A 25,291-nucleotide genomic window follows, 5' to 3' on the forward strand; every position below is an offset into this window, starting at 1 on the left:
GTGCCCTTCCTCCTGGCGGGGTTTGGGGCGGAGCCCCAATAAAATCTTTCTTTCCTATTTTATTTATCCGAGAGTTAATGGACAGCCTCTGAGTCAAAAAGGGACTGTTGCTGTCCGCATGGTTTTGTGGGAGCAGATCAACGGGCAGCGGCACAAAACGGTTTTACGGTGGAAATGCATGAAAGAAGAGTCCATATGAGTCCGCAATGCCATGTTCTGGTTGTGGAAGACAATCAGGAGATCCGGGAACTCGTGGTGCGCTACCTCAACGAACACGCTGTCCAGGCTACTGGCGTGGCAGACGGTCGTGCCATGCGGGCTGCGCTGGAGCGGGAAACGGTGGATTTGATCATTCTCGACCTCATGCTGCCGGGCGAGGATGGTTTGACTTTGTGCCGCCAACTGCGCAAACACTCCCGCCTCCCGGTGATCATGCTGACCGCCCTGGGTGATCACGCCGATCGGGTGGTGGGGTTGGAGATGGGGGCCGACGACTATGTCACCAAACCGTTTGATCCCCGAGAATTGCTGGCCCGGATCAAGGCGGTGCTGCGCCGCTATCAAGGGGATGCGGGCGACGGCGGCAAGAGCGGAAAAACCCCGGCAAGCACAATCAAATTTGCCGGATGGACCCTGCATCTGGCCCGGCGGGAACTGGTCGATCATGAAGGCGTGGTCGAACCCTTGAGTGCCGGTGAATTCGACCTGCTCCTGGCCTTTCTCTACCATTCCCGGCAGGTACTCAGTCGTGAACGACTCATGGACCTGGCCCACGGCAAATCAGCGGAGTTGTATGATCGCAGCATCGATACCCAGGTGATGCGTTTGCGGCGCAAAATCGAGCCGAACCCCAAAGAACCCGAATTGATCAAGACCGTCTGGGGCGGCGGCTACATGTTCACATCCGAGGTCATCACCGCATGAAAAACCCGTTTCCCCTCAGTCTGGCTGGACAAACGGTCTTCATCCTTCTGGTCGGTCTCACCTTTTCCCACCTGCTGAGCATTCTGGTCTTCACCAGCGAAAAGCTGGAACCCATGGTCCTGACCAGTGAACGTCGCGTCCTGGAACACATGGCAACGGTCACCAGACTGCTGCTGGACATTCCGGGTTCTTTGCACGAACCGGTTCTGGCCACCATGAATCGCAGTGGTCTTCATTTCCAGGTGTTGCCGCAGACCGCCCGGGATCCGCTTCCGTCCCTGCCTGGCAACAACAAGTTTTTGCAACATATTCTTGCGGAGATGATCCAGTCCGACCGGGCCACGGTCGTGGCGGTGACCCTGAGCGAACCCGATTGGAATCACCGGCATGGAACCCTGCATCGTTTCCTGTTTGGCCTGGAGATGGAGATCATCCGCCTGATGCATCGGGAAGTCCTGGACCAGGAGCTGCGGGCCTGGGTGGACCTGCCTGCCGGACAGCGCATTTTTCTGACCACCAAACCGGCGGACAATCATGTTCCGTTGTTTCGCCACGCCACCATTTCGGTTCTGGTCATGACCCTGGCCATTTTTCTGTTTGCCCTGGTCATCGCCCGCCACACGACCCGACCTTTGCGCCGCATTGCCCAGGCGGCGGACAATTTTGGCCAGGATGTGCATGCCGCACCTCTTCCGGAACAGGGTGCAACCGAAATTGTCAGCGTGACCCGTGCCTTCAACCGGATGCAGCAGAAGATTCACGAATTTGTCACCGAGCGGTTGCGCATGATCGCCGCCATCTCCCACGACCTGCGCACCCCCCTGACCAAATTGAAACTCATGGCCGAGTTTGTGGGTGATGCCCATACCCGCAGCCGGATGGTCGCCACCCTGAACGAGATGGAATCCATGCTTGCGGCCACCCTCTCTTTTGCCCGTGACGCCGTTGCCGTGGAACCCAAACAAAAAATCAATCTGGGCAGCCTGCTGGTGACCATCACCGAGGATATGGCCGACATCGGCCTGGCCGCGACCTGCGCCACAACCGAAAAACAGCCCTGCCTCTGCCGCCCCTTGGCCATGAAGCGTGCTTTCACCAACCTGATCCACAATGCCGTCAAATATGGCGGTTCTGCCCACATTTCCCTGACTGCCGGCACCGACCGGCTTGTCATTGACATTCACGACCCGGGACCCGGCATTCCTCCCGACGCCTGGGACCATGTGTGCAAACCCTTTGTGCGTCTGGAACCTTCCCGGAGTCCCCAAACCGGTGGCGTCGGCCTCGGACTGGCCATTGCCTCGTCGGTCATCCGGGACCATGGTGGCAGCATACGTTTTGAGCATCCCCCGGCAGGAGGCTTCATCACCCGGGTCGAGCTGCCCAGGGGAACCGCTCCTGCCAGGAGTCATCCCGAATAAAGACCTTGCTGTTGATACGTTCAAAAACTCCTCGAATAGTTGACCATGAGTGCCGTCCCCAGATTGCTCCCCTGGGCCTCGACGACGGCATGCTCGGCAAAACGATAACCGGCACGCAACTGGGTTGTTTCCCCATCGACTTGGCCGGTCTTGAGAACACCAGTCAGGTGAAAATCACCGTTTTTCCATACCCCTTCCAGATGGCTTTCCTGCGGGGAGAGATGCGCCGTCAGGGAGATGTCCCGCAACCCCGACCCTGAAGCGTTTTCCGGGTTGTTCTGCTGCAAACGCAGCCGGAGCCAGGTCGGTTTCAGGGGATTCCAACCCACTTTGACCAGGGAATTTTTTTCCAGCGTCGTTTCGGTGAAGGCCTCATCACTGAATGGCAACAGACCGATGCCAAACCCTTCCAGGGATTGACCCAGACTTTCCACCAGGGGAAGTGAACTGATTTTTTCCTTCAGGAACAGTTTGGCATCGTCACGCAACACCTGCCTGGCGGCGGCGACCGGCTTGTCCAGCAGGGTTTTGGCCTGGTCGCGTCGGGATGCCTGGAGTTCCGGATCCCACTCCTGGCTCAGCGGCCCCTGGTCATGGGCCAGATTCATGAAGCGAGACGTGTTGTCCGGTTTGATGCCGGTATTGACCGCAGCCTGGAGCGCCCTGCGCAGGGAGTGCCCAAGAGACAACGGGTGATGTCCATCCGCTACGACCCGATCCGCTGCTGCCGCATCCTGTACCGGGTTCAGGTTGAATGCCGATGGGGATCCTTCACCATGCCAGACAGGCCTGGGCGCTTGACCCACGGCTGTTTCGGCCCTGCCGGCTCCGGATTGCATGACCAGCAGGATCATACCCAAGGTCAGGAGCCGCAGGTGCCCCCTGGCGGCTGGCCGTGGCGCATGCCACCCGTCCGGTCCCGGGTGAATCCGGAATCGGGGATGTCCAGAGTACTCCACGGTCATGGATGGGGAAGCAACGATGGGTGCCGGCAGGTGCGTATTCATGGCGTGGTCTCGATTCAAATGGGTGTACCTGTCAACGATCATCGCAAAGCATGTTCCAAAAATGGAAAGGATCGTTGTCGATGGTCTTAATTTATTAATTATTATATTTCAATACCTTACATAAACATGCTTTTTTCGTGACGCCAGGAACCATGGGGCTACGACAAAAATATTTTACACCCCTGGATCGGGATTGCCGTGCAAGCATTGCCATGGGTCATGTGTGGCAGGTCATGATCTCTTTTACAATATAAAAATTTTTTTTACACTTCAATTTTTTTGATGTCAAATTTGCCTGGCCATGAATCAAAAATTCGTAACTGTTCAGTTCACCCCTTAACAAACGTTTGAAAAACTGGGAAGGAGGTCCAAGAGGAAGGGCTGTGCCCTTCCTCTTGGCGGGGTTTGGGGCGGAGCCCCGACAAAGTCTTCCATGTCAAATCCTTTTAATGAAAGGGTTCTGAATGGTTACAATAATCCTTACAAAAAGATCATGATTGGGTCCGGCAGGATTCGCAGGGAGGAATCTGTTTATTTCCTGGAACCTGTTGTATGATGTTCGAGGATTTACGTAAAGCGGAAGTCGTTCATGGTTGCCTCACCGGATAAAGGAGAGTTGCAGATGTCTTCGTCCCGAAGCAGCAAAAGTTCGCATTTTCTGTTCGCAGCAGGAATTCTGGCCCTGGCAGTTGGCATGACGGCTTGTGGCATGGGCGAAAAGAAAAGCACTTCCTCGACTGCCGGTCAGGAAGCCGGAACGGTCTATGCGGGTGGTACTCTGGTTGGTGCCACGGTCTGTATTGACAACAACGCCGACCTGGTTTGCGACTCCGCAGCCACCACGACCACCACCGACAGCAACGGCAAATTCACGCTTCCGGCGGGTGGAACGATTCTGGTCAGGGGCGGCTATGACACGGACTCGCTGGTTGCCGGCAAGACCATGGCCAACTGGACTGCCGACAAGGTGGCTGCGAATGCCAAGATATATTTCAACCCGTATGTAGGTGCCTTGTCGGCACCCAGCGGTTCCAATGCCGTCACGCCCATCACGACCATGGTGCAGACCCTGGTGAATGAGGGCAAGAGTGTGACCGATGCCCAGTCCAGCATCCAGAAGTCGATGGGCATTGATGCGACGGTCAGTCTGGTGGGTGCCAGTGCCGCCAACTCCCTGACCAATGCTTCCGCCATGGTCGGCATTCAAGCCCTGGGACGGATGTTCCGGCAGGCCGCCACATCCATTGCTGCCGCGTCCGGCATTGATACCACCTCGACAAATGTCGATAAACTGCCGGATGCCAGCAAGGCTGACCTGGCGAAAATTTTCATGCAGGTGTCCAAATCTGCTGCCACAAGTTTCAGCGCCAATGTGGCTGCTGCCAGTCCGACAGTCTATAATTTCGTCGGCTCGACGGCTGCAAATACCACGGACCTGGGTACCCTGGTCACGAATGTCATCAAGACAGCCGTCAGCAACGTGACCAAGGATGCCACTTTCACTTCCGCAACCTCCCTGAATCAGGTCAATCCGGCGGGTATTGCCGCCCTCGCCGGTGATACGATTGTTCAGGGCGTGCAAAACGTTGCCAAACTGGTCAGCACGGCAGGTGCTGGTTTTGCCACCAGCTCCACGCTGGATGATGTCGTGTCGAGATTGCAGGCCCAGGGCATGAATCTTTTGATCGGTGCCCAGGAACGCTTGGATATCGTGGCCGACCGGATGCGCGATCCCCTGTTCAAGGCCATGATCACCAATGACAACCTCAAAAATGGCACGGCCACCACCCTGGACAGTACCATTGAGGCCAAAATCAAGGCCATTGGGACCGAACTGGCCGGTGTGCAAACGGTTCTGAAAGACAACAGTGGCAAATTGGAGGACAACAGCGTCACCGCCGGCGTCATGAAAGCCATGACGGGTGCCCTCATGCAGGTCGCCACGGTGGCCGCAGACCCTGCTTTCAACTCGGCCAAGCTTGCCCCATCGATTGAAATTCCCAATGCGACGAATATTTCCAAAAAAATGGTCCAGTTCGTGGCAGATTCGCAAAAAATATTTTACGGTGCGACCGTATCTGCGGACCAGACCTACACGCTGACGACCGTCATGATGGCGGGTATGCAGGACAAGATGAAGGAGGTCAAGGCAGATGTCGCCAAAAATGCCGCCGCCGCCTTTAAAATCACCGATGACATCATCGCCAATACGCTCTCTTTTGTCCTCGGTGAAATCCAGTCCAATACCGGCATGAAAGGCGTATTCGATTCCACCAAACTGGGCAACATGGGTGCGCTGGTCCAAAAAGGCATTGTTGACCAGTATTCCGGAGATACCACCAAGCTGGGTACCTTGCTGGCGAACAATCCGGAGATTGCGAAAAATATCAAGAACATCACTGGCAAGGATGTCTCTGCCTCCTCAATCGTCGAGGGTGCTGCCAAAGCCCCTGAAGTTGTTCTTATCTCCTCTGGCAAGAACGGCTTCATGCTGGTCAACAATACCATCACCATCAACAGTGTGCCTGCCACGGTTGCTTCCAATGGAAGCTTCACCGTCTCCTCCTTTGTGCCCAGCACAGCCGTATGGGGCGGTGTGTCCACGCTTTCGTTCGTGGCCAAGGCACAAGGGGCACCTTTTGGAGGCATTTCTTCCAAGGTTGCCAAGATTGGGTTCAGTGTCACGCCAGTGGATGCCAACGGTGTGGCCAGCACAAAGAACAAAATGCGCATGAGTATGTTGATTGACAAGGTGAATTTTGTCATCACCGGGGGCACCTTGTTGACCGCAGACATTCCTGTCGGGGCCACATTGTCCTATGCTTTCACAAACGAGACGGGTTCTCAATTGACAGCTTCCCTGGTCAACACGAAGGCCGATATCATCACCATCAGCAGTGATCATATCGGTTCCACGGGTGCGACCATCACTCTGAATGGCAACAGTCTGATCAATCCCATTGCCAGCAATGTGACTGCTCAAAGTGCGTATATGAAGGACTTTCCCATGCTGTCCAAGGGCAGGTTTGTTGTCACAACCTTCATGGAGGGTGTCAACCTCATGGATAAGGGCGCAAATTCCTTCGATACGGGAACCCTGTTGGTCAACGGCGTTTCATTGACCGGCAGCAAACTGACCGGGACCTTGATTGTTCAGTAACAATCGAAACACACTTCCAGTCTTGGACCGCATCCACTTTGAAATGTGTCCTTTGAAGAAAAACGCAACCCCTTTTTTCCGGTCGTGCGTTTTTGAGAAGGTACACATATGGAAGTGGATGCGGTTCGACATCAAAATAATTGATGCACCTGGTCGCAAATCAGCCAATCAGTGGGCAACACGTTCCGGGCAAGCCAGAAGGCCATGCATTTTTTGAATTATTTATTTCCATTTATTAAACAAACATTTAATGAACAAACAAGCCGGGCAGGAGGGAAGTTTTTCCCGGGAGGGGGAAATTTTTCTTGCAAAAAATATCCATTCAGTTTACTAGGATTTGGCGATGGGTATCCAGTCTGTGTCTGAGATTTGAGTCGCACGCACGATGCTCGAAGTTTCTCGGGGGGTTGGCAACTGAACGAAAAGTACAAGGCAGCATCGTCATCCCGCTCGACTCCTGACCGAGCCTTCAGCATGATTGTTTCATTGTTACCTCACAATAGATAAGGGAGTGTGGAGATGTCCTCATCTCGGAAAAGCAAGGGTTCTTTTTTTCTGTCGGCAGCCGGAGTCGTGACCTTGGCACTTGGGGTGGCGGCTTGTGGTGGCGGCAACAACAACACGACGACATCAGGCCAGGAAGCTGGAACGGTCTATGCTGGTGGTACTCTGGTCGGTGCCACGGTCTGTATCGACAACAACGCTGACCTGGTCTGCGACTCCGCAGCCACCACGACCACGACCGACAGCAACGGCAAATTCACGCTTCCGGCAGGTGGAACGATCCTGGTCAGGGGCGGCTACGATATGGACTCACTGGTTGCCGGCAAAACCATGGCCAACTGGACTGCCGACAAGGTCGCCGCAAATGCCAAGAATTACTTCAACCCGTATGTAGGTGCCCTGTCGGCTCCCAGCGGTTCCAATGCCGTCACGCCCATTACGACCATGGTTCAGACCCTGGTGAACGACGGCAAGAGTGTTGCCGATGCCCAGTCCAGCATCCAGAAGTCGATGGGCATTGATTCGACGGTCAGTCTGGTGGGTTCCAGTGCTGCCAACTCCCTGACCAATGCCTCCGCCATGGTCGGCATTCAGGCCCTGGGACGGATGTTCCGGCAGGCCGCAACCTCCATCGCCGCCGCATCGGGTATCGATACCACCTCGACAAATGTCGATAAACTGCCAGATGCCAGCAAGACGGACATGGCGAAAATTTTCATGCAGGTGTCCAAATCTGCTGCCACGAGTTTCAGCACCAATGCCGCTGCCGCCAGCCCGACCGTTTATAGCTTCGTCGGTGCTTCCGATGCCAAAACCACGGAGCTGGGATCTCTGGTTGCGAATGTCATCAAAACGGCCATCACCAACGTCGCCAAGGATGCCACCTTCACTTCTGCAACCTCCCTGAATCAGGTCAACCCGGCTGGTATCGCTGCCCTTGCCGGGGATACGATTGTCCAGGGCGTGCAAAATGTCGCCAAACTGGTCAGCACGGCAGGTGCTGGTTTCACCACCGGATCCACCCTGGATGATGTCGTGTCCAAACTGCAAACCCAGGGCATGCATCTTTTGATCGGTGCCCAGGAACGTTTGGATATCGTGGCCGACCAGTTGCGTGATCCCCTGTTCAAGGCCATGATCACCAACGATAACCTCAAAAATGGCACATCCAGCACCCTGGACAGCACCATCGAGGCCAAAATCAAGGCCATCGGGACCGAATTGGCCGGTGTGCAGACAGTCCTGAAAGACAACAGCGGCAAATTGGAGGACAACAACGTCACCGCCGGCGTCATGAAAGCCATGACGGGTGCCCTCATGCAGGTCGCCACCGTGGCCGCTGACCCCAATTTCAACACCGCCAAAATCGATACCACCAAGGTCGAAATTCCAACTGCCGCGAATATTTCCAAAAAAATGGTTCAGTTCGTGGCCAATGCGCAGAAGATTTTCTACGGCCCGACCGTGTCTGCGGACCAGACCTACACACTGACAACCGTCATGATGACGGGCATGCAGGACAAGATGAAGGAAGTCAAGGCAGATGCCGCCAAGAATGCTGCCTCCGCTTTCAAACTCGACGATGACATAATCGCTGGTGCGCTTTCGTTTGTCCTCGGGGAAATCCAATCCCATGCCGGTATGAAAGGTGTATTCGATTCCACAAAACTGGGCAACATGGGTGCGTTGGTCCAGAAAGGCATCTCTGATCAGTTTGCCGGGGATGCCACCAAACTGGGTGCCTTGCTTGCCAAGAATCCAGATGTCGGTAAAAATATCAAGGGTGTCACCGGCAAGGATGTGTCAGCTTCCACCATCGCCGAAGGAGCTGCCAAAGCCCCGGAAATCATCTTCACCACCCCCGGCAAGAGCGGGTTCATGCTGGTGAACAATGCCGTCACCGTCAACAGCGTTGCCGCCACGGTCACTTCCAATGGCAGCTTCACCATCTCCTCCTTCGTTCCCAGCACAGCCGTATGGGGCGGTGTGTCCACGCTCTCGTTCGTGGCCAAGGCACAAGGGGCACCTTTTGGAGGCATCTCTGCCAAGGTTGCCAAGATTGGGTTCAGTGTCACGCCAGTCGATGCCAACGGTGTGGCCAGCACCAAGAACAAGATTCGTATGAGCATGTTGATCGACAAGGTGAATCTTGCCATCACCGGGGGCACTTTGCTGACCGCAAACGTTCCTGTCGGGGCCACATTGTACTATACCTTCACAAACGAGACGGGTTCCCAACTGACGGCCTCCCTGGTCAACACGAAGGCCGATATCATCACCATCAGCAGTGATAATGTACACTCCACGGGTGCAACCTTCACCCTGAATGGCAACAGTCTGATCAGTCCCATCGTCAGCAATGTGACCGCTCAGAGTACGTATATGAAGGACTTCCCCATGCTGTCCAAGGGCAAGTTTGTCGTCACGACTTTCATCGAGGGTGTGAACCTCATGGATAAAGACGCGAACTTCTTTGATACGGGAACCTTGTCCGTCAGTGGTGCATCCCTGACTGGTAGCAAACTGACCGGTACCGTGACCATTCAGTAACAATTGGTAATCGCCTTCAATGTTTTTCATTGGGCGAGGAGTTTGACGCAGAATCCGACTCTGATTTTGCGTCCTTTGTGAATGCCCAGCCTACGTTGGCCAACGGAAAAAGGGATTCCCCCCCCCCTGGTTGGGCAATTTTTCATGGAAGCCATTGTTGGTCAGGGTTCTTCCAGGACGTGTCATGGGAAAGGGCAAGGCCCTTTCCCTTTTTTTGTGGCTTTTCACCATCTCTTTAAAAATTCAGATATGAATTCAGGTACGAAAGCGCTCTTGAGGATCTGCTCCAAACCCCACTAGCGGGAATGGCTGGGAGGCGATGAACAGTACCTGTCAATTATGGGTCAAATCCAGTTGCGGGCTTTCCAGCCAGCGGCCAACCTGTTCCAGGCGGGCCAGGGGATCATGCATTTCCAAAACGGCCTGTTTTTCCGGATTGGGAACGAGCAGATGTTCACAGAGTCGCCAGGCCAGGGAAGCGGCATCCTGGGAAATTATTTCCTGACCATTTTGCATGCCGGGGGCGTCGTTATCCGGGCGATTTTTTTTTGGAAACGACTCCCGGGAAGTACCCGCCAAAACTTCCAGTAAATCCTTCAGAATGACAAAAGAATCCGGAATGGCCTGCCAGGGGTCCATGGAGAGGAATTCACCTGAGCCAAGCAGCAGACCATCTGGACGCGAACGTACAGCATGGATGCGAAAGCGGCGTTGTCCCTGGGCCGTGATGCCCAGGAGTCCTTCCGGAAGATGGTCAAAATCCACAATGGTTGCCAGCGTGCCTACGTCATGCAGGACCGGTAATGTATCACCAACCTCCCGGCCCTTGCGAATCAGGACCACGACAAACCCGGTGTGATCACGACCACACTGTCGGATCAGATTCAGATAACGTTCTTCAAATATGCGCAATTTCAAAACGCCGCCCGGAAAAAGCACGGTGTGCAAGGGAAACAAGGGTAGGGTCATGGTATCGGCTGTCATGTTGCCCCCTGTTGCATCAGATTATCAGCCAGTTCGCCATTTGTGGAATCAGGCGATTGTCTGTTCCAAGGGTATGGAAATCGTGCCATGCGGGGTATTATAATCCGTAAACCTTCCCCGGTGACATGCAGAACGGCGTACCAGAGTGGTATTTCATTATTTTTGAATTGTTTTTTTTTACGGCGGGTGGAAACCATGAAAAAAAAGGCCAAAACAACGCATCGACACTTTATGCCACCAGCCCTGCGCAAGGTCTGGGAGCGGTTGCTTGATTTTACCCCGTACTGGCTCTCAATCTGTATGCTGCTTTGGGGAATCAGCGCACAGTTCATGGACTATCCTTTGGTGGGAACCCTGCGCAATATGGCCTTTGATGCCTTTCAGCGCTGGCATCCACGGGAATACCAGGAGGCCCCGGTCCGTATTCTGGACATTGATGACATCAGTCTGGAAAAATTGGGGCAATGGCCCTGGCCCCGAACCATGCAGGCAGAAGTGGTGCGTCGCCTTCAGGATCTCGGAGCAGCGGCCATCGTTTTTGACGTGGTTTTTGCCGAACCTGACCAGACATCCCCGGAACGCTTGGCAAAATTATGGCAAGCAAATCAAACAGTAACGGATATGTTGCGGCAGTTGCCAGATCATGATGCGGTTTTTGCCGAAGCGATCCGGAAGGGCCGGGTCGTGACCGGGTTTGCTCTGGGTGAGAAAAAATCCACCAATCGTGAACCGGCCCGAAAAGTTCCCTTTGTGATTGCTGGCGATGATGTCCTGGAATATTTACGTTCTTTTCCCGGTCGTGTGACCAACCTGCCCATGTTGGAGGCCGGAGCGGCCGGCAATGGTGCCTTCTCCTTTACCGCCGACAGCGATGGTGTGATTCGCAGTGTACCGCTGATCCAGCGTTCCGAGGAAAAATTGTATCCCAGTCTTGCCGTTGAGGCATTGCGCGTGGCCCAGGGGGCAAAAAATCTCCAGATCAAGTCATCCAACGCCAGCGGAGCTGACCGTGCTGGTGGACATACTGGTCTGGTGGCGTTACGCATCGGCAATCTGACGGTCCCAACCGGCCCCAAGGGAGAAATATGGCTCCACTATACGCCATTCCGGGCCGATCGCTATGAACCTGCCTGGAAACTTCTGGCCGGTGAATCCGACCCGGCCCGGTTCAGGGACCATATCGTCTTTATTGGTCCATCCGCCAAGGGATTGTTGGATATGCGCTTCACGCCGCTGGGAGGCATCATCCCCGGGGTGGAGGTCCATGCCCAACTGGTCGAACAAGTCATCCAGGAAAGTTACCTGCAACGCTCGGACATCGAGCAGACCGTGGTCATCATCCACATGATCGCCATGTGGATCCTGTTGGTTGGCCTGTTGTCGCGTCTGGGGGCGCTCTGGTCGGTGATGGTGGGAAGTGGGACCATTTTTCTGACCTGCTGGGGATCCTGGTATGCCTTCACAGAATTGCACCAACTTCTGGATCCGGTGCTGCCATCGCTCATGGTCCTGGGCATTTTTACGACCTTCCTGGTCCCGAAATACATGCAGTCGGAAAAAAAATCGGCGTGGATTCGCGATGCCTTCGCCAGTTATGTCTCGCCCAATCTGGTCCAGTACATCATCGATCATCCCGAGGTGCTGAAACTGGGCGGCGAAAAACGGGAGTGCAGTTTCGTCATGACCGATCTGGCTGGCTTTACCTCCCTCATGGAAAAGTTTGACCCCAATGCCATGGTGGCCCTGCTCAATGAATATCTGGACGAGATGGTCAAAATTGCCTTCCGCCATGAGGGAACCTTGGATCGTATTGTCGGGGATGCCGTGGCCATCATTTTTTCGGCTCCGGTTGCCCAGGCCGACCATGCCGCCCGTGCCATGGCCTGTGCCCGGGATATGGATGCCTTTTCCTGGAAATTTGCCCGTTATCAGCAACAAGAAAAAAACATTCCCTTTGGTTTGACCCGCATCGGTGTGAATACCGGCACTGTCCTGGTGGGGAATTTTGGTGGCAGTAATGTTCTGGATTACCGGGCACTGGGTGACGCCATCAACACGGCAGCCCGTCTGGAAAGCGTCAACAAACAATTGGGTACGCGCCTTTGCATCAGTGGCTCAACCGTGGCCCAATGCCCGGACTTCATCGGTCGCCCGGCGGGAGAACTGGTCTTGAAGGGCAAGGAACAAGGGATCGAGACCTTTGAAATGCTTGCGGCGGAAGAGATGGCTTCCCCACGCATTCAGGCCTATATCACGGCCTACCAACACATGAAAGCAGAGGAACTGGATGCTTTGACCCTTTTCCAGCAATTGGTAACCACCTATCCAGATGACGGACTGGCCCGTTTCCATCTGCAACGTCTGGAGAGTGGGCAAAAGGGGAGCCGGGTGGTCCTGTCATCCAAATAGGGAATCGGACCATTCAATCGCACCGTCACTTCGACAAAGCCAACCGCCCTGTTGAAGGCAAACTTTCCTATTGCACCGTCACTTCGACCCGGCGATTGCGTGGCTCGGCAACTTCATCGGCAGTCGGAACCAGGGGGTTTCCTTCCCCATGCGAACTGAATTCGATCTGGTTGGCCTTGACACCGATCTCGACCAGTTTGTCCCGGACAGACTGGGATCGTTCAAGAGCCAATTGCCAATTCCTATCCGGCGCACCGACCCGGTCGGTATGACCAACGACCTCGACCGTAGGCGTGTTGCGTTTGGCAACCGCTGCCAGCAATTCTGACAGACGGGCTTTGGACTCTTCTGTCAGATCTGTTCCCCCTGAATTGAAATTGAGGACAAAGTTCAAGGGTGGCTCTGGTTTGGCATCCAGTGCCTTGCCGAAGGCGGCCTGGATCTGGCTTTGTTCCATGGCAAAAGGCTGAGTCGGAGCGACATCCGCATCGTCCATGCCAATCGCGGAGCTGGCGGTATTCAACTCCTGCTTGCCGCCTTTGTTGGTGACGGAGACGGCACCGATGTGACCATCTTCGCCCGGGAGCAGCACCACGATGTTCTTGGGTTGGGTCGGTTCCCGTTTGACCTGGACGACGAAGTTGATTTTCTGGACATCGGTACTCAATTTTTCGGACTCGACAACATACCCCCGTTTTTTCAGGGCATCCAGGAAGGTGGTATATTGCTGTTTGGCTTGCTTGAATCCACCTTCGACAAAGCCGTCCAGCATGAGGTTGGGGGTCATGCGGGCGTCATAGTCAAATGAAAATTTATTGACATGGATCTCCATACCTTCGGGAATGGATTCGCTGATTTCCACCAACATGGTTCGCGGAGCCGGCATACTGTACAGGGACGCCAGGCGCTTGGTAAAATCGATGAGCTTGCCTGACTCGGGAGGAACCGGTTTGACTGTCTCGACGGCAACGACACGGCTTTTTTCTGTCTGTACCTGGCTTTCGACAATGCGGGTTTTTTGACCGAAATACAGATGCACCAGATAGAGGACGCCAACCAGGACCCAGAAAACGGTCAAGAGCGGCACGAGGGCTTGTTCGGCACCGTATCGGACAATTTCCGTTGTGGTATTTCCGGCATGCCGGTAGGAAAGCCTGTTGACCACGGCCGGCAGGGACGTGACCAGAACCTGGTTATCCTGCTGTTCGAAGCGGGCTGCAGGCAGGACGCGACATTTCAACTGCATTTTTTCGGCAAGCTGCCGCACCCAGCCAGCCGTCATCACCAGGGCTGAGCGGGAGGTAGGTAAATCAGCCCGGGTGGTCGTTTTGATGGCATCCTGAATCTGGCCACCAAAGGTTGCCATGGTGGCTTCATCGGGGGTGGCACTGAAAGAAATATCTGCGGAGGTTGTTGTTTTTGGACCACCGGATTCATCGAGCAGGTTCCAGTTGAAATAGACAATCTCCTGCAGGCGGATATGCGCCTTGCTGGCGATGGATTTCAGTTCTTCCTGGAGAGAATCGACCAACTCGGCCTTGTCTTCCGGGGCAGCCGAGTGTGAAGAGATGCGCACGGTACCAGCGACCCGCCCCGCGTGACCGACGAGAATGTCAATGTGCCGATCATGATCAAAAAGGACAGCGATATTCTGTTTTTTCCTGGAATATTTTTCCAGGACATCAAACAGGATGGCGTTGACCGGGAAAACCAGATGGTGGTCGGAATCTGCCAGGGCCATATCGAAATAGCTGGTGGCAGTCTCTTTTTCCACCACGGTGAAGTACAGTTCACTGAGGGTCGCGGTGCGTCGATGTTTCCAATGGGTCAGAATGCGCGCATGTTGGTTGGCTTCGCCACGTTCCTGGAGTTGCCGATGGGCGAGCAGCTCGGCGTAGCGGACCGGCGCTTCCACGGACATGTGAAAAGCGGGCGCACCCCGAAAATCGGTGATGACCCATTTGTCGCCCTTGATCGAATCCAGGGAGGGCAACGGTTCGCATGTACGGCGTTTCAGGAGGAATCTCTTGCCATCCAGATTGACGATGACATTATTCGGGATATTATTCATTTTTGGACCGTTCCGTGGGGGACCGGAGAGACAAACAGTAAACCGGACATAGGCACAAGTCCCCCACAAGCAAGAAAGAAGCCAATTTATTTTTCCACTTTGACCAGAAACCGGGTTCCACGCACGCCAATCGTTCCGGTTGGCGTTTCAAATTTGACGGATTGTGGAGCCAGTTTGGCGATTGTACCGGAAATGACCTGCAAGGTTCCCTTGGTGATGTGTGAACCGAATGATAGTTTGTTTTTCTGGGGTTGGTAGGTAAAATCATCCACGACAAATTCGGTATCCGGCCCGATGGCGATACGGGTATTGTCCTTGAACGTAATTCCCATGGCGGCTCCAGGTCCGGACCTCAGGGTGTCGTTCATGTGGATATCGTCGCCGAGTTTGGCATCGATTGATTTTCCAGCCCGCGAAATTTTGACGGAACCATCCAGTTTTTTTACATGGCCAATCACGTCAGGGGATTCTGCCGCCTGGACAGGGGCGATGCTGATGAATATGCCCAGAAACAGGACGCAGGCCGTGGAAAACGACAATTTTGACATGAATTGACCCTTTTTCTGACGGTTAACCGACACAATCACTGCCGCACGCTATATTGATCAAGAACAGGACGTTATTCAAGGCAAGGCATGGGAGAAGCTTACTGAAAAGCTGAATGGTGAGCGGGTAGATCACAGGCTCCCAGAAAGTGGGCCATGTTTTCCAGTATTTCAATTCCCACGCCTGTGCGATTGGTACGGACCAACCGGCAGGGCCAGGTTGCAACGTCCGACCTGTTGGGCATGCGCAACGTGCAGGTCACTCCTGGAGACAGGGACCACATGGGGCTTTCGACACGGACAAATGCTCCACCACGACTGACATTTTCTGTCATGCCCAGGACGGTGCGACTTTTGGATAACTCGAGCATCACCTGTTTGCCACGACAAATCCGTGTGGATCCGCGCCTCTCTTCACACTTCTCGTCTTTCAACGCCACTGTGTCGAAACTGAAAGCCATTGAATTCTCCTGATCCTGAGGAGTACCTGCCACGATCAACGATTCATCATAACAGCATGGACGTTGCTTGCAAGCGGTTTTTTCTGGAACCGGGCCATCCGGAGAGCAACGGGGTAGAGATACGGTGATTGACGGCAGAGAAAAAATTGGCCAAAATAGCCTCGTGCCATATCTAGGGAAGGTAACTTTATCCAAGGGAGGTTCTCTCATGTCTGTCTCTGCGCTCACCTCATCCAACGAAGCCATGGCGCAATCCCGCTCTCAGAATGTGACCGCCATCAATCAAAACACTTCCCGGGAAACCAGTTCAAGGATCGAGAACTCACTCAAACGGGAAGCTGACAGGGTTGACATACAAGCCAGCCAGGTAAACCGCCAGGTTCGCGCACAAATTCCGGAGGTGAGTCGTGCCACATCTTCTCATACCAGGGAAGTGGTGGTGGGTGGAGGCCGGTCTGGTTCTCCTGCGGCTGCCGGTATCGACATCCAGGCTTGATCAGCGCGGGTGGGATGTATGCCGTTCTGCTGAACCCGGAAATTTTTCCCATGTCTCCAATCCGTCGAGATCGGGAGGAACGAGTGTGTGTGCCTGAAGAGGACCACTCTCTTCCGGGGTGTCTCCCGGCTCAAGGTTCAGATCCGGAACCGGGTTTTGAATGCCAAGGAAATCCTGGAGTTTCCCCATGCCGGCCATCAGGCGAAAAGCATTGGTCAGATAGTTGAATTGCTCGGTGGCCAATGTGGATTTGGCGGTAAACAGCTCGGTTTCCGAGTTCAGCACATCCAGGAGCGTGCGCTTGCCAATCTTGAACTGATCGGCATAGGCAGCGGAAACCTTGCTGCTGATGGCGACGTGCTTTTCCAGATATCCGAGACGGTTGCGTGAAGTTTCCAAACCCTCCCAGGTGCCTTTGAGGGTTTCCCGCACCATGCGACGGGTCTGTTCCAGGACCTGTTGCATTTGTTCGTTGCGTTGCAGGGTTTCGCGTTTGCGGGCGTGGTCCGCCCCGCCCCGCAGGAGGTTGTAGTTCATCTTGAGCATGGCCGACACATTTTCAGCGTGTCCCACCGAGCCACCCTGGTTGGCATTGTTGCCATAGAGGATGTCCAATTTGACGTTGGGGTGAAAGCTCCCCTTGATCGCGTCCAGGTCAAGCAATGACGCTTCGAGATCCCGTTGCGCGGCCAAGATGCCCGGATGGGATTGCAGGGTCATGGCTTCTGCCTCGTCCCAGGTCTTGGGCAGTTTGTCAAACTGGACCTCGGGGCGACTCAAATCCCTGGGGGGCAGGCCGACAATGCGCAAATAACGCGCCTCGGTCGTGCGCATGGCTCCCTGACTGGCGACATGATTGGCTGAAGCCAGGGCCAGACGGGTCTCGGTCTGTTGCACGTCTGCCTCGTTGCCGGCACCGCTTTTGAACTTGGCCTGGATTTTCTCCAGAATGTCCTGGTGCAACTGCACGTTGGCCTGGAGCAGGGCCAGGAGTTCCTGTTGCTTCAAGGCCTCCAGATAGACATCCGTCGCCGACTGGAGCAGGGTTTCCGCAACCCGTCGATAGCCGTAGGTTGCCGAAGCATGGGCGGCACGCGCCTTGGCCACACCTGCCGAAGTGATCCCTCCATCATAAATCAATTGGGACAAGGTGACACTCGCTTGGCCATTTCTCAGGGTCAAACCATGCAACCCCAATCCCCGGGTGGTCGTGTTGTCACTCCATTCCCGGCCATAACCGGTTGCCACATCCACGGTCGGACGGTATCCGGCCAGGGCCTGGTCAATCTGATTGCGCACGGCACGCTGGTTTTGCAGGGCGGCCATCACTTCGGGATTGGTTTGCAACGCCAGAGTGGTTGCTTCCACAATGCTTTCGGCAGTGACAGGCGCTGCCGAAAGCAGCAGGGCAGCCATGCTCAGCAGCGGAATGTGGCGTCGGAGCCGGGCAATACAGAATATATGTTCCTTGGAAACCGCACCTGGAATCGTTGCTTGACTCTTCTTCGGCATTTTCTTTATCGCCAGCATACAAGGTTCGTTGATGGATTTTTCCCGGCTCATCGCCCATGTTACCGTTTTGGAATCTTTTCGGCCAAAAGTTCCTGTCAATGGAGTGAATTCTTGAACAGGGTCCAGACCGGCTTAAGCATGGATTCCGACCAGACAAAAGCAAGGATCAGACCAGCGTGACGCGCACAGAAAATTCTTCAGGAAAGTAACTTCACAGAGGAGGTCCCCGGATCATGCGTAAGAAACACCCGACGGCGTTGCTGCCATACGACTCGGCGACCTGCGTTCCATATGGAGAACACTCTTTTCCCTTGAGAGTATCATCCAGGAAAGTACCGGAAAAGGTCCTGTTCCAGGATGCTCGGATCAGATGCCTGTGCGGATGATGGGATCTTCGATCAACAGCACGCCAAGTTTGCCGCTCGGAGCCACATAGACATCGAACATGCTGCCACCAAACGTGGTGTGACCGCTGCCATCGACGGCCAGGTTTTGCCCCTGGACATGGACCGTCGTACTGGTGGCCAACGACCAACTGTTTGTCGCGGTGACAGTCACCGTATCAGAAGAATTTCCCTTGATTATCAGTGAGTTATTGTCAGAAATCTTCAGCACGTCGTTCATGTTGAGGGAGAGCGTATCCGCCCCGGACCCGGCTTTAAGGTCAATCACCTCGATATGTTCCAGGGCCAGGTTGGTATGGAGGTTGAGGGATTGACCGGTACCCTGGAAAAGCAGGGTGTCGTTGCCCTTGCCCCCATCCACGGTCAGGGTGTCGGCGCTGTCGTAATAGAGAATGTCATCCCCCTTGCCGCCCAGCAGAACATCGTTGCCGCCACCCCCTGTCAGGGCATCGTTGCCGGCACCACCAACCAGGATTTCGTTGTTGCTGGTCCCTGTCAGGGTATCGTTTTGACTGGTGCCCTGAAAATTGACTTTTCCGGTGAAATTGCTTCCGAATATCAGAGTACTTGTCCCGGCCAGGGCATTGCCGCCGGCGGTATCCATCATGGCACCGACCAGAAAGTCGTCGAAGCCGTCGCCGTTGAAGTCACCTGCCGGACCCACGGTGTGTCCGGCCCAATCATTGGCATGGTCACCATTCAGGGTCAAGCCATTGGCACCATGCAGGACACTGAGATCCAGAAAACCGCTACTCCCGATATTGGAACCACCAAAAACCAGATAGGCCTGACCGGCTCCACTGTTGGCCTTGTAGGCACCGACCATGAGGTCATCATAGCCATCGCCATTGACATCCCCAACCGTGGAAACCGACCAGCCGGCCAGATCACCAGCGGCAATTCCTTTCAGGGAAAATCCGTTGGTACCGTTCAGGCTGGACATGTTGAGGGAACCGGGGAGTGATCCGCTGCCGAAAATGAGGTACGCTGCACCATCGTTGGAGGAAGGCGGTGTCGTGGTGTCAAAGTTGCGGGCACCTACAAGAAGATCGTCGTAACCATCCCCATTGATGTCACCGGCACTGCTGACTGCAAGGCCGAAGTCATCATTATTGTTGACACCATTCATGGTCATACCCTGGCTGGCCGGCATGGTGGAGAGATTCAGGGTTGCCGAAAAAGCGGCACTTTGGCCATAGACCAGATAGGCTTTGCCGGGAACAGTGCCATTGTTGACATTGAGTGTTCCAATCAGCAGATCGGCCAAGCCATCGCCATTCACATCCCCGGCAGAGTTGACGGACACACCGACCCGGCTGTCAGCAGGGGCAACGATCTGAAAGCCATTGCTGCCGCTCAGAGAGGTGACGGCAAGGGTGGAGGTGAAGGTGCCGCTGTGGCCGAATACGACATAGGCCGTTCCGCTTTGGGAAGCCGCTTTGTAGGCACCGACAAGGATGTCATCGTAACCATCGCCGTTCATGTCGCCGATACCGTGGACCGAAATGCCCAGAAAATCGTCAGAAGCAGGGTTGATGAGGGTAAAACCGTTGCCGCCATTCAGGTCGGTCACGTTGATGTTGGAGAGTGAACCGCTCGTCTTGCCAAAAACGACATAGGCTCCACCGGCATTGGTGTAAGTGCTGCCGCCACTGATTACATTGACTCCCTTGGCACCCAGGATCAAATCGTCAATGCCATCACCATTGATATCGCCCGCCGAGGCCGCCGAGGTTCCAAGTCGGTCATCAACCGCCGCCCCCAGGATGGTGAACCCCAGGCTGTTGTTGGTCATGGCAGAGAGCGACAGGGGCGACGTGATACCTGACGAGGTTCCGAATATCACATAGGTCGCCCCGGCATTGGATTGTGAGGCATCGTTTTCATACGCCGACACGATTACGTCATCAAAGCCATCGCCATTGATGTCACCCGCCAGACCCAGGGCCTTGCCCGAATAGTCACTTGCCGCCATACCGTTGATGGCAAACCCCTTCAATCCGGCAGCGGCGGTGGGCGCTGCCGATACGGTTGACAGGGAGAGGGCACTGTTGTTGAGAGCCTTGACGGCGGTGATCCTCTGGTAGCCGCCGGAATAATCCTGGTTGAGGCCCCAACCCGAATTGGCCCCCAGATTGTGCATGACGGTATTGAAAGACCCATTCACCGTGGCAGAGGCAACAATGTTGAAAATCTGATTATTGAAGGGCGTGAATCCATTCAAAAAATTGAGATTCAACGTATCGGTTGCATTGGTCAGATTGACGCTGCCGGCAGTCAGGGTGTCAAAATTGAACGTATTGTTCAGGTCGATGGTCAGGGTGCCGGTGGAGCCAAAGGTGACCGGACCATTGATGGTCAGCAGACCGCTGCCGTTGATTGTTCCGGGATTGATGATGCCATTGTTGGTGAATGAAACGTCCGTATCGGTGACATCGATGGTGCCATAGCCCGTGATGAGACCACCGTTCTGGTTGGTGAGGGTGGTGCCGGACAACCCCGCGACCGTGAGGGTTTTGCCGGCAGGAACCATCAGGGTACCACTGTTGAGGAATGCTCCGGCAACCGTGGCCTGTTCCAGGGTCAGACCGGCTCCTTCCAGGGTCATGAAACCCGCATTGGTCAGGTGACCGGCAATTTTAAAACTGCTGCTCCCGGCTCCGGTATTCCGAATGGCCAAGGCACCCGAATTGGTCAGCGTCCCGGTCGTCAAAGTCACCTGCACGGTGCTGGCACTGCCCTCCGAGTCGTCCAGAACCAGGTTGCCGGTATTTGTGAAACCTTGAGCAAAGGTGGTGTTCGAGGCGGCAAGGGTGTTGGCGTCAAAGACCAGCATGCCGGCGTTGGTCATGGTGCCACTGACCGTGTTGCTGGTCCCACCGAATCTGAGATACCCCAGATTATTCAACAAAATATTGGCGTCAAAGGTATCGCCGGAAACATTCAGACCGCCGGTGGCTGCAATGGTGAAGGTGGTGGGTGAGGCCGCCGTCACGGTGACATCCCCCGCGAAGACCAGGGCGGGATAAAAATATTTAAGGGTGTAATGGCTTGCCAACAGCAGGGTATGGGTCCCGGCCAGTTGCAGAGAGCCACCGGCGTTCATGATGGAGCCAAAACCGTACACATTGGTGCCACCGCCACCACCAGACGACATGGTGCCGGTCACCAATGTGGTGCCATTTGAAATGGCCAGGGTCGTGCCTGAAGGAGCCGTCAGGGTTGTCCCCGGTGCCGGATTCATGGTGCCGGTTTGTTGCAAGGCGGCCATGATGTCCAAAGTGGTACCGGAGCCAAAGACGGTGGTGCCACCGTTGACCGTCAGGTTGGCACCTGCGGCCATGTACATGGAACCGGTCGCGGTATTGAAGGTGGCACCGATGTTCTGGATGGTCAGATCATAGTCCAACAAAATCTGACCCGTATTGGTCACATGGCCGGTGATGCCCCGTGCCCCGCCCGGACCACCACCGGAATCCCGTGACCAGATGGTGCCACTGTTGTTCAAGGTGGTTCCACCCTGGAGGGTGAGCATGCTGTTGCCGGTACCGCTGCCTTCGTGATCCAGGATCAGGGTACCGGCATTGCCGAGACCGGCTGCGGCAACGAGGCGTGCATCGGTCCCGGTGCCGCCCGCACCCACAACCAGTTGCGCCGATCTGGCATTCGTGAACGGGCCGTTGACAGTCACCATACCGGCGTGACGCTGAATGTTGAGGATGCCGCTGTTGTTCAGGGTCAGACCGGTACCAAAGGTATCATCATCCAGGTTCAGGATGCTGCCCGCCGGGTTGGTAAAGGTGTATCCAGGTCCCTGGATCGTCACCGTACCATTGAGAAAATTCAGTCTGGTCGTTGCGGAACCGGAAAAATCGCTGCCCAGATTCAGGTTGGTTGGACCGGCAAAGCTGACGGTACCTGAGCCGGCCAGGGTCAGGCCGGAACCGAATTGCACCGTGCCGCCCGCCAGGGTCAGCGTGGTTCCGGCGGCCACATCCAGCGTGCCGCCCATTGTGGAAAAAGTCCCCCCGGAAAAGGTCAGATCATGATCGACATCAAGCAGGCCGGAATGGATGACAGAACCCATTATGGTGCGCACACCGCCTACCCCCCCCGCCGAATCACGCGACCAGATGGTGCCGGAGTTGGTCAGGGTGCCACTCTTGACAGCCAGAATGGCTGCGTCGGTGGTGCTGGAATCATTGTCCAATTCTATGACGCCCAGGTTGGCGAATCCCGAGGCAAACACAATATCCGCATTCCCGGTTCCACCTCCGATTCCCACGAACAACCGACCGGCAGCGTTGTTGATGAACGAGCCATGGATGGACACGGTTCCGGGATGCCGTTGAATCTGGATGGTACCGTTGTTGATCAGGTTCGAGCCGGTGGCAAAGGTGTCGTCGTCCAACTTGAACAGGGAGTTTGTGGTTACCGTGAACGTATAGGCAGAGGCAGCAACGGTGACCGTCCCGCTGAGAAAATCAAAACCGCTCCAGGTCGGAGTGGTGAAATGACCCTGCAAATTCATGATACTTGAACTGGACAACACATAATTTCCCATGCCGGTGCCACTCTGCATGTTCAGGCCTTGCAGGGTTTGATTGAAATGGCTCCAGGCCTGGGTCGGACTGATGTAGGAGACGCCCGGCAGGGCCAACAGCGGCCCGATACTGGTCGCAGTCAAGGCCGTATCCAGGTTGAGATTCAGGTTTGAGATGACGGTGCTGACGCTCTCTGTAATCTGGATTCCGTTTGTCGAATCATGATCGGCATCGGCCATTTGCAAAATCTGCAACAGATTGGTCACCCGGATGGCATCGGGACCACTTCCCATGTCCAGGGGCGTCACAATCGGTTTGCCGGCGGATTCACCCAGCAACAGATTGCCCAGATAAAATTGCACCTTTTCGTTCGGACGGTATGAAAAATGGCCCTGGGCATCGGTCAGACCGACCTGGCTGCCGGTCTTGAATTGGATGCCGCCCACCGCCCCATCCAGGAAGGTGCCTTGCAGCAGGGGATTCAGGTTGAAGGTGGTCGAAACCGAGGCCTGCGAGGCGTCCGTGGCCGTCACCTTGACGGCGAGACTGCTCAAGTCGCTGAGCGTGGCGGTCCCGCTGAATGTGGCCGTGGTCGGGTCAAACTTGAGCCAGGCGGGCAGGGCACCACCGTCTTTGAGGGTGGCCGACAAGGTGAGGGTGTCACTGGCATCAACCTCCTTGAAACCGCTCGTACCCATGCTGTAACTGAACGACTGCCCCGGAACAAAATTTTGATCCGTGCTTGTGCCAGCAAAGGTCGGGGCATCGTTGACCGCCGTTATGGTCTGATTGATGGCTGCCGTGGTGGCGCTGAAGGGGCTGGTGCCACCTGTGGTCGTGGTATCCATCAAGACCGGATTGCCCGTCGTTGACCAGTTGCCGGTGTAACTGTCATCTACCGCCCGCACAACCAGATCCGGATCTGTGCCGGTGTAACCGGCAGCCGGGAGAAAACGTATCAGAGTGGTGGCAGATAGGGCCAAAGCTCCCGGACCATCGGTCACCGTGGCAGGAATGGCGGTCCAGGTGTTGCCTCCATCCGCAGAATATTGCCACGCTCCCTGGCTGGAGGTCGCATTGTTCGCCACCACCGCCACGCCGGCCAGTTCGGCTCCATCATCCATATCCTGGAATGCTGCCGTAAACATGGCACCGATTGGTGTTCCGGCGGGGCTGGTGGCATCTTCTGTCACCGACGGCAGCGTAATGGAGTCGCTGATCAGCTCCGGGGCATCGTTGATACCCGTGGTGGTGATATGGACTTCCGCCGTTGCCGAAGCGCCACGACTGTCAACGACCGTATAGGTGAACGTATCCGTGGCTTTTTCACCAGCGGCCAACGAATTGAAATGGTCACCGGGCCGATAGGTCAGGGAGCCATCCGGCTCCGGCGTGATCTTGCCTGTTAAATCAGCAAGATGCAGACCCTTGGGATCGATTTTCAGGGTGGAGTGTCCATCCGGATCCCGATCATTGGCCAACAGCATGGCTGGGGTGATATGCATCGACCCCCCTTCCGGTACTGCAAAATCGTCATCCTCGGCCTGGGGGGGCAGGTTGGGTCTTTCCATGACCATCGGATTGAGTTGCAGCGGCGGGGGAGGCATGTCATCCGACGTGGCGGCAAAGGGGATGACCGGTTTATCGGGCAGGGAACCCGACGGACCATTGGGTCCCAAAGGATTGAAACCCGGCGGACCCTGGGGAGGCAACTGAGGCGGCAAGGCACCGGGATCGGTACTATTCGGTGGTGCCATTCCCTGTCCCATGCTGCCGGACGCAGGCCCCAAACCAAAATCCGGGCCACCCATGGGACCGGCCATGCCTTTTTCAAGCTTGGGACCGCCCTTGTCGGCTTCACCTTTGGGACTCTCGCCACCAAAATCCGGACCTCCGGAGTGGCTCGGCAACTCCATCTTGCCCGTACCAAAGTCAGGCCCGCCTGATTTTGGTCCTCCCTCTCCCGGGGGATGCGGCTCACCAAAGTCCGGGCCACTCTTTGTTTCAGGTTTGGCTTGCCCTGCCTCTTTATGCCCCTCGTCTTTTTGACCAAAATCCGGGCCTTTGTCCTCTTTCTTGCCTTCGTTTTTATGTTCTTCGCCCTTCTTTCCCTCGTCCTTGTGATCTTCGCCCTTCTTTTCCTCGCCTTTTTTCTCCTCTTCCCCTTTCTTTTCCTCACCTTTCTTTTCTTCCCCTTTTTTGTCTTCTTCCCCTTTCTTTTCTTCCCCTTTTTTGTCTTCTTCCCCTTTCTTTTCTTCCCCTTTTTTGTCTTCTTCCCCTTTCTTTTCTTCCCCTTTTT

The 25,291-nt window shown here is 55.3% G+C and carries 13 protein-coding genes; 6 read left to right on the plus strand and 7 right to left on the minus strand.

Annotated features, from left to right (window positions below):
* Positions 1-195: 195 nt before the first annotated feature.
* Together HQL65_13645 and HQL65_13650 are read left to right on the plus strand one after the other, a co-directional pair.
* Positions 196-924 carry a response regulator gene (locus HQL65_13645; GenBank protein MBF0137276.1) on the plus strand — a complete coding sequence of 243 codons (729 nt, stop codon included), beginning with the start codon at positions 196-198 and terminating at the stop codon, positions 922-924.
* The gene (locus tag HQL65_13650; GenBank protein MBF0137277.1) at positions 921-2,345 is read left to right on the plus strand and encodes a HAMP domain-containing protein; all 1,425 of its coding nucleotides are present in this window, start codon (positions 921-923) and stop codon (positions 2,343-2,345) included. The genes HQL65_13645 and HQL65_13650 overlap by 4 nt, the downstream gene beginning before the upstream one ends.
* Before the next feature lie 20 nt (positions 2,346-2,365).
* Here the strand turns inward: HQL65_13650 and HQL65_13655 are convergent, their stop codons facing one another.
* The gene (locus tag HQL65_13655; protein ID MBF0137278.1) at positions 2,366-3,352 is read right to left on the minus strand and encodes a hypothetical protein; all 987 of its coding nucleotides are present in this window, start codon (positions 3,350-3,352) and stop codon (positions 2,366-2,368) included.
* 622 nt (positions 3,353-3,974) lie between these two features.
* Here HQL65_13655 and HQL65_13660 point away from each other — a divergent pair.
* Together HQL65_13660 and HQL65_13665 are read left to right on the plus strand one after the other, a co-directional pair.
* On the plus strand, positions 3,975-6,512 hold the full coding sequence (locus HQL65_13660) for a hypothetical protein (GenBank protein MBF0137279.1): 2,538 nt from the start codon (positions 3,975-3,977) through the stop codon (positions 6,510-6,512).
* A gap of 519 nt (positions 6,513-7,031) precedes the next feature.
* Positions 7,032-9,566, plus strand: coding sequence for a hypothetical protein (locus tag HQL65_13665; GenBank protein MBF0137280.1), 2,535 nt, complete (start codon positions 7,032-7,034; stop codon positions 9,564-9,566).
* Between the two features lie 333 nt (positions 9,567-9,899).
* Here the strand turns inward: HQL65_13665 and HQL65_13670 are convergent, their stop codons facing one another.
* Positions 9,900-10,535, minus strand: coding sequence for an LON peptidase substrate-binding domain-containing protein (locus HQL65_13670; GenBank protein MBF0137281.1), 636 nt, complete (start codon positions 10,533-10,535; stop codon positions 9,900-9,902).
* 210 nt (positions 10,536-10,745) lie between these two features.
* On the opposite strand from HQL65_13670, the gene HQL65_13675 reads away from it, so the two are divergent.
* On the plus strand, positions 10,746-12,959 hold the full coding sequence (locus HQL65_13675; protein MBF0137282.1) for an adenylate/guanylate cyclase domain-containing protein: 2,214 nt from the start codon (positions 10,746-10,748) through the stop codon (positions 12,957-12,959).
* Between the two features lie 67 nt (positions 12,960-13,026).
* Here HQL65_13675 and HQL65_13680 read toward each other — a convergent pair whose 3' ends face one another.
* The 3 genes from HQL65_13680 to HQL65_13690 all read right to left on the minus strand — a co-directional run bounded on the left by HQL65_13680 (position 13,027) and on the right by HQL65_13690 (position 15,946).
* A complete protein-coding gene (locus HQL65_13680; protein ID MBF0137283.1) occupies positions 13,027-15,030 on the minus strand; it encodes an OmpA family protein in 2,004 nt (667 codons plus the stop codon).
* A gap of 86 nt (positions 15,031-15,116) precedes the next feature.
* Positions 15,117-15,578 (minus strand): FecR domain-containing protein, encoded by a 462-nt coding sequence (locus tag HQL65_13685; GenBank protein ID MBF0137284.1) that lies wholly within the window; start codon positions 15,576-15,578, stop codon positions 15,117-15,119.
* A gap of 98 nt (positions 15,579-15,676) precedes the next feature.
* Positions 15,677-15,946, minus strand: coding sequence for a PilZ domain-containing protein (locus tag HQL65_13690; protein MBF0137285.1), 270 nt, complete (start codon positions 15,944-15,946; stop codon positions 15,677-15,679).
* A gap of 298 nt (positions 15,947-16,244) precedes the next feature.
* Between HQL65_13690 and HQL65_13695 the strand changes: the two genes are divergently transcribed.
* Entirely contained in the window at positions 16,245-16,532 is a 288-nt protein-coding gene (locus HQL65_13695) for a hypothetical protein (GenBank protein MBF0137286.1), read from the plus strand.
* Here the strand turns inward: HQL65_13695 and HQL65_13700 are convergent, their stop codons facing one another.
* Both HQL65_13700 and HQL65_13705 read right to left on the minus strand, forming a co-directional pair.
* A complete protein-coding gene (locus HQL65_13700) occupies positions 16,533-18,044 on the minus strand; it encodes a TolC family outer membrane protein (protein ID MBF0137287.1) in 1,512 nt (503 codons plus the stop codon). It abuts the gene before it with no gap.
* Positions 18,045-18,410: 366 nt separating this feature from the next.
* Positions 18,411-25,291 (minus strand): FG-GAP repeat protein (locus HQL65_13705; protein MBF0137288.1); only part of this gene is annotated, 6,881 nt, incomplete at its 5' end.

The organism is Magnetococcales bacterium, from assembly GCA_015228935.1.
In the GTDB taxonomy this organism is placed as follows: Bacteria; Pseudomonadota; Magnetococcia; order Magnetococcales; family DC0425bin3; genus HA3dbin3.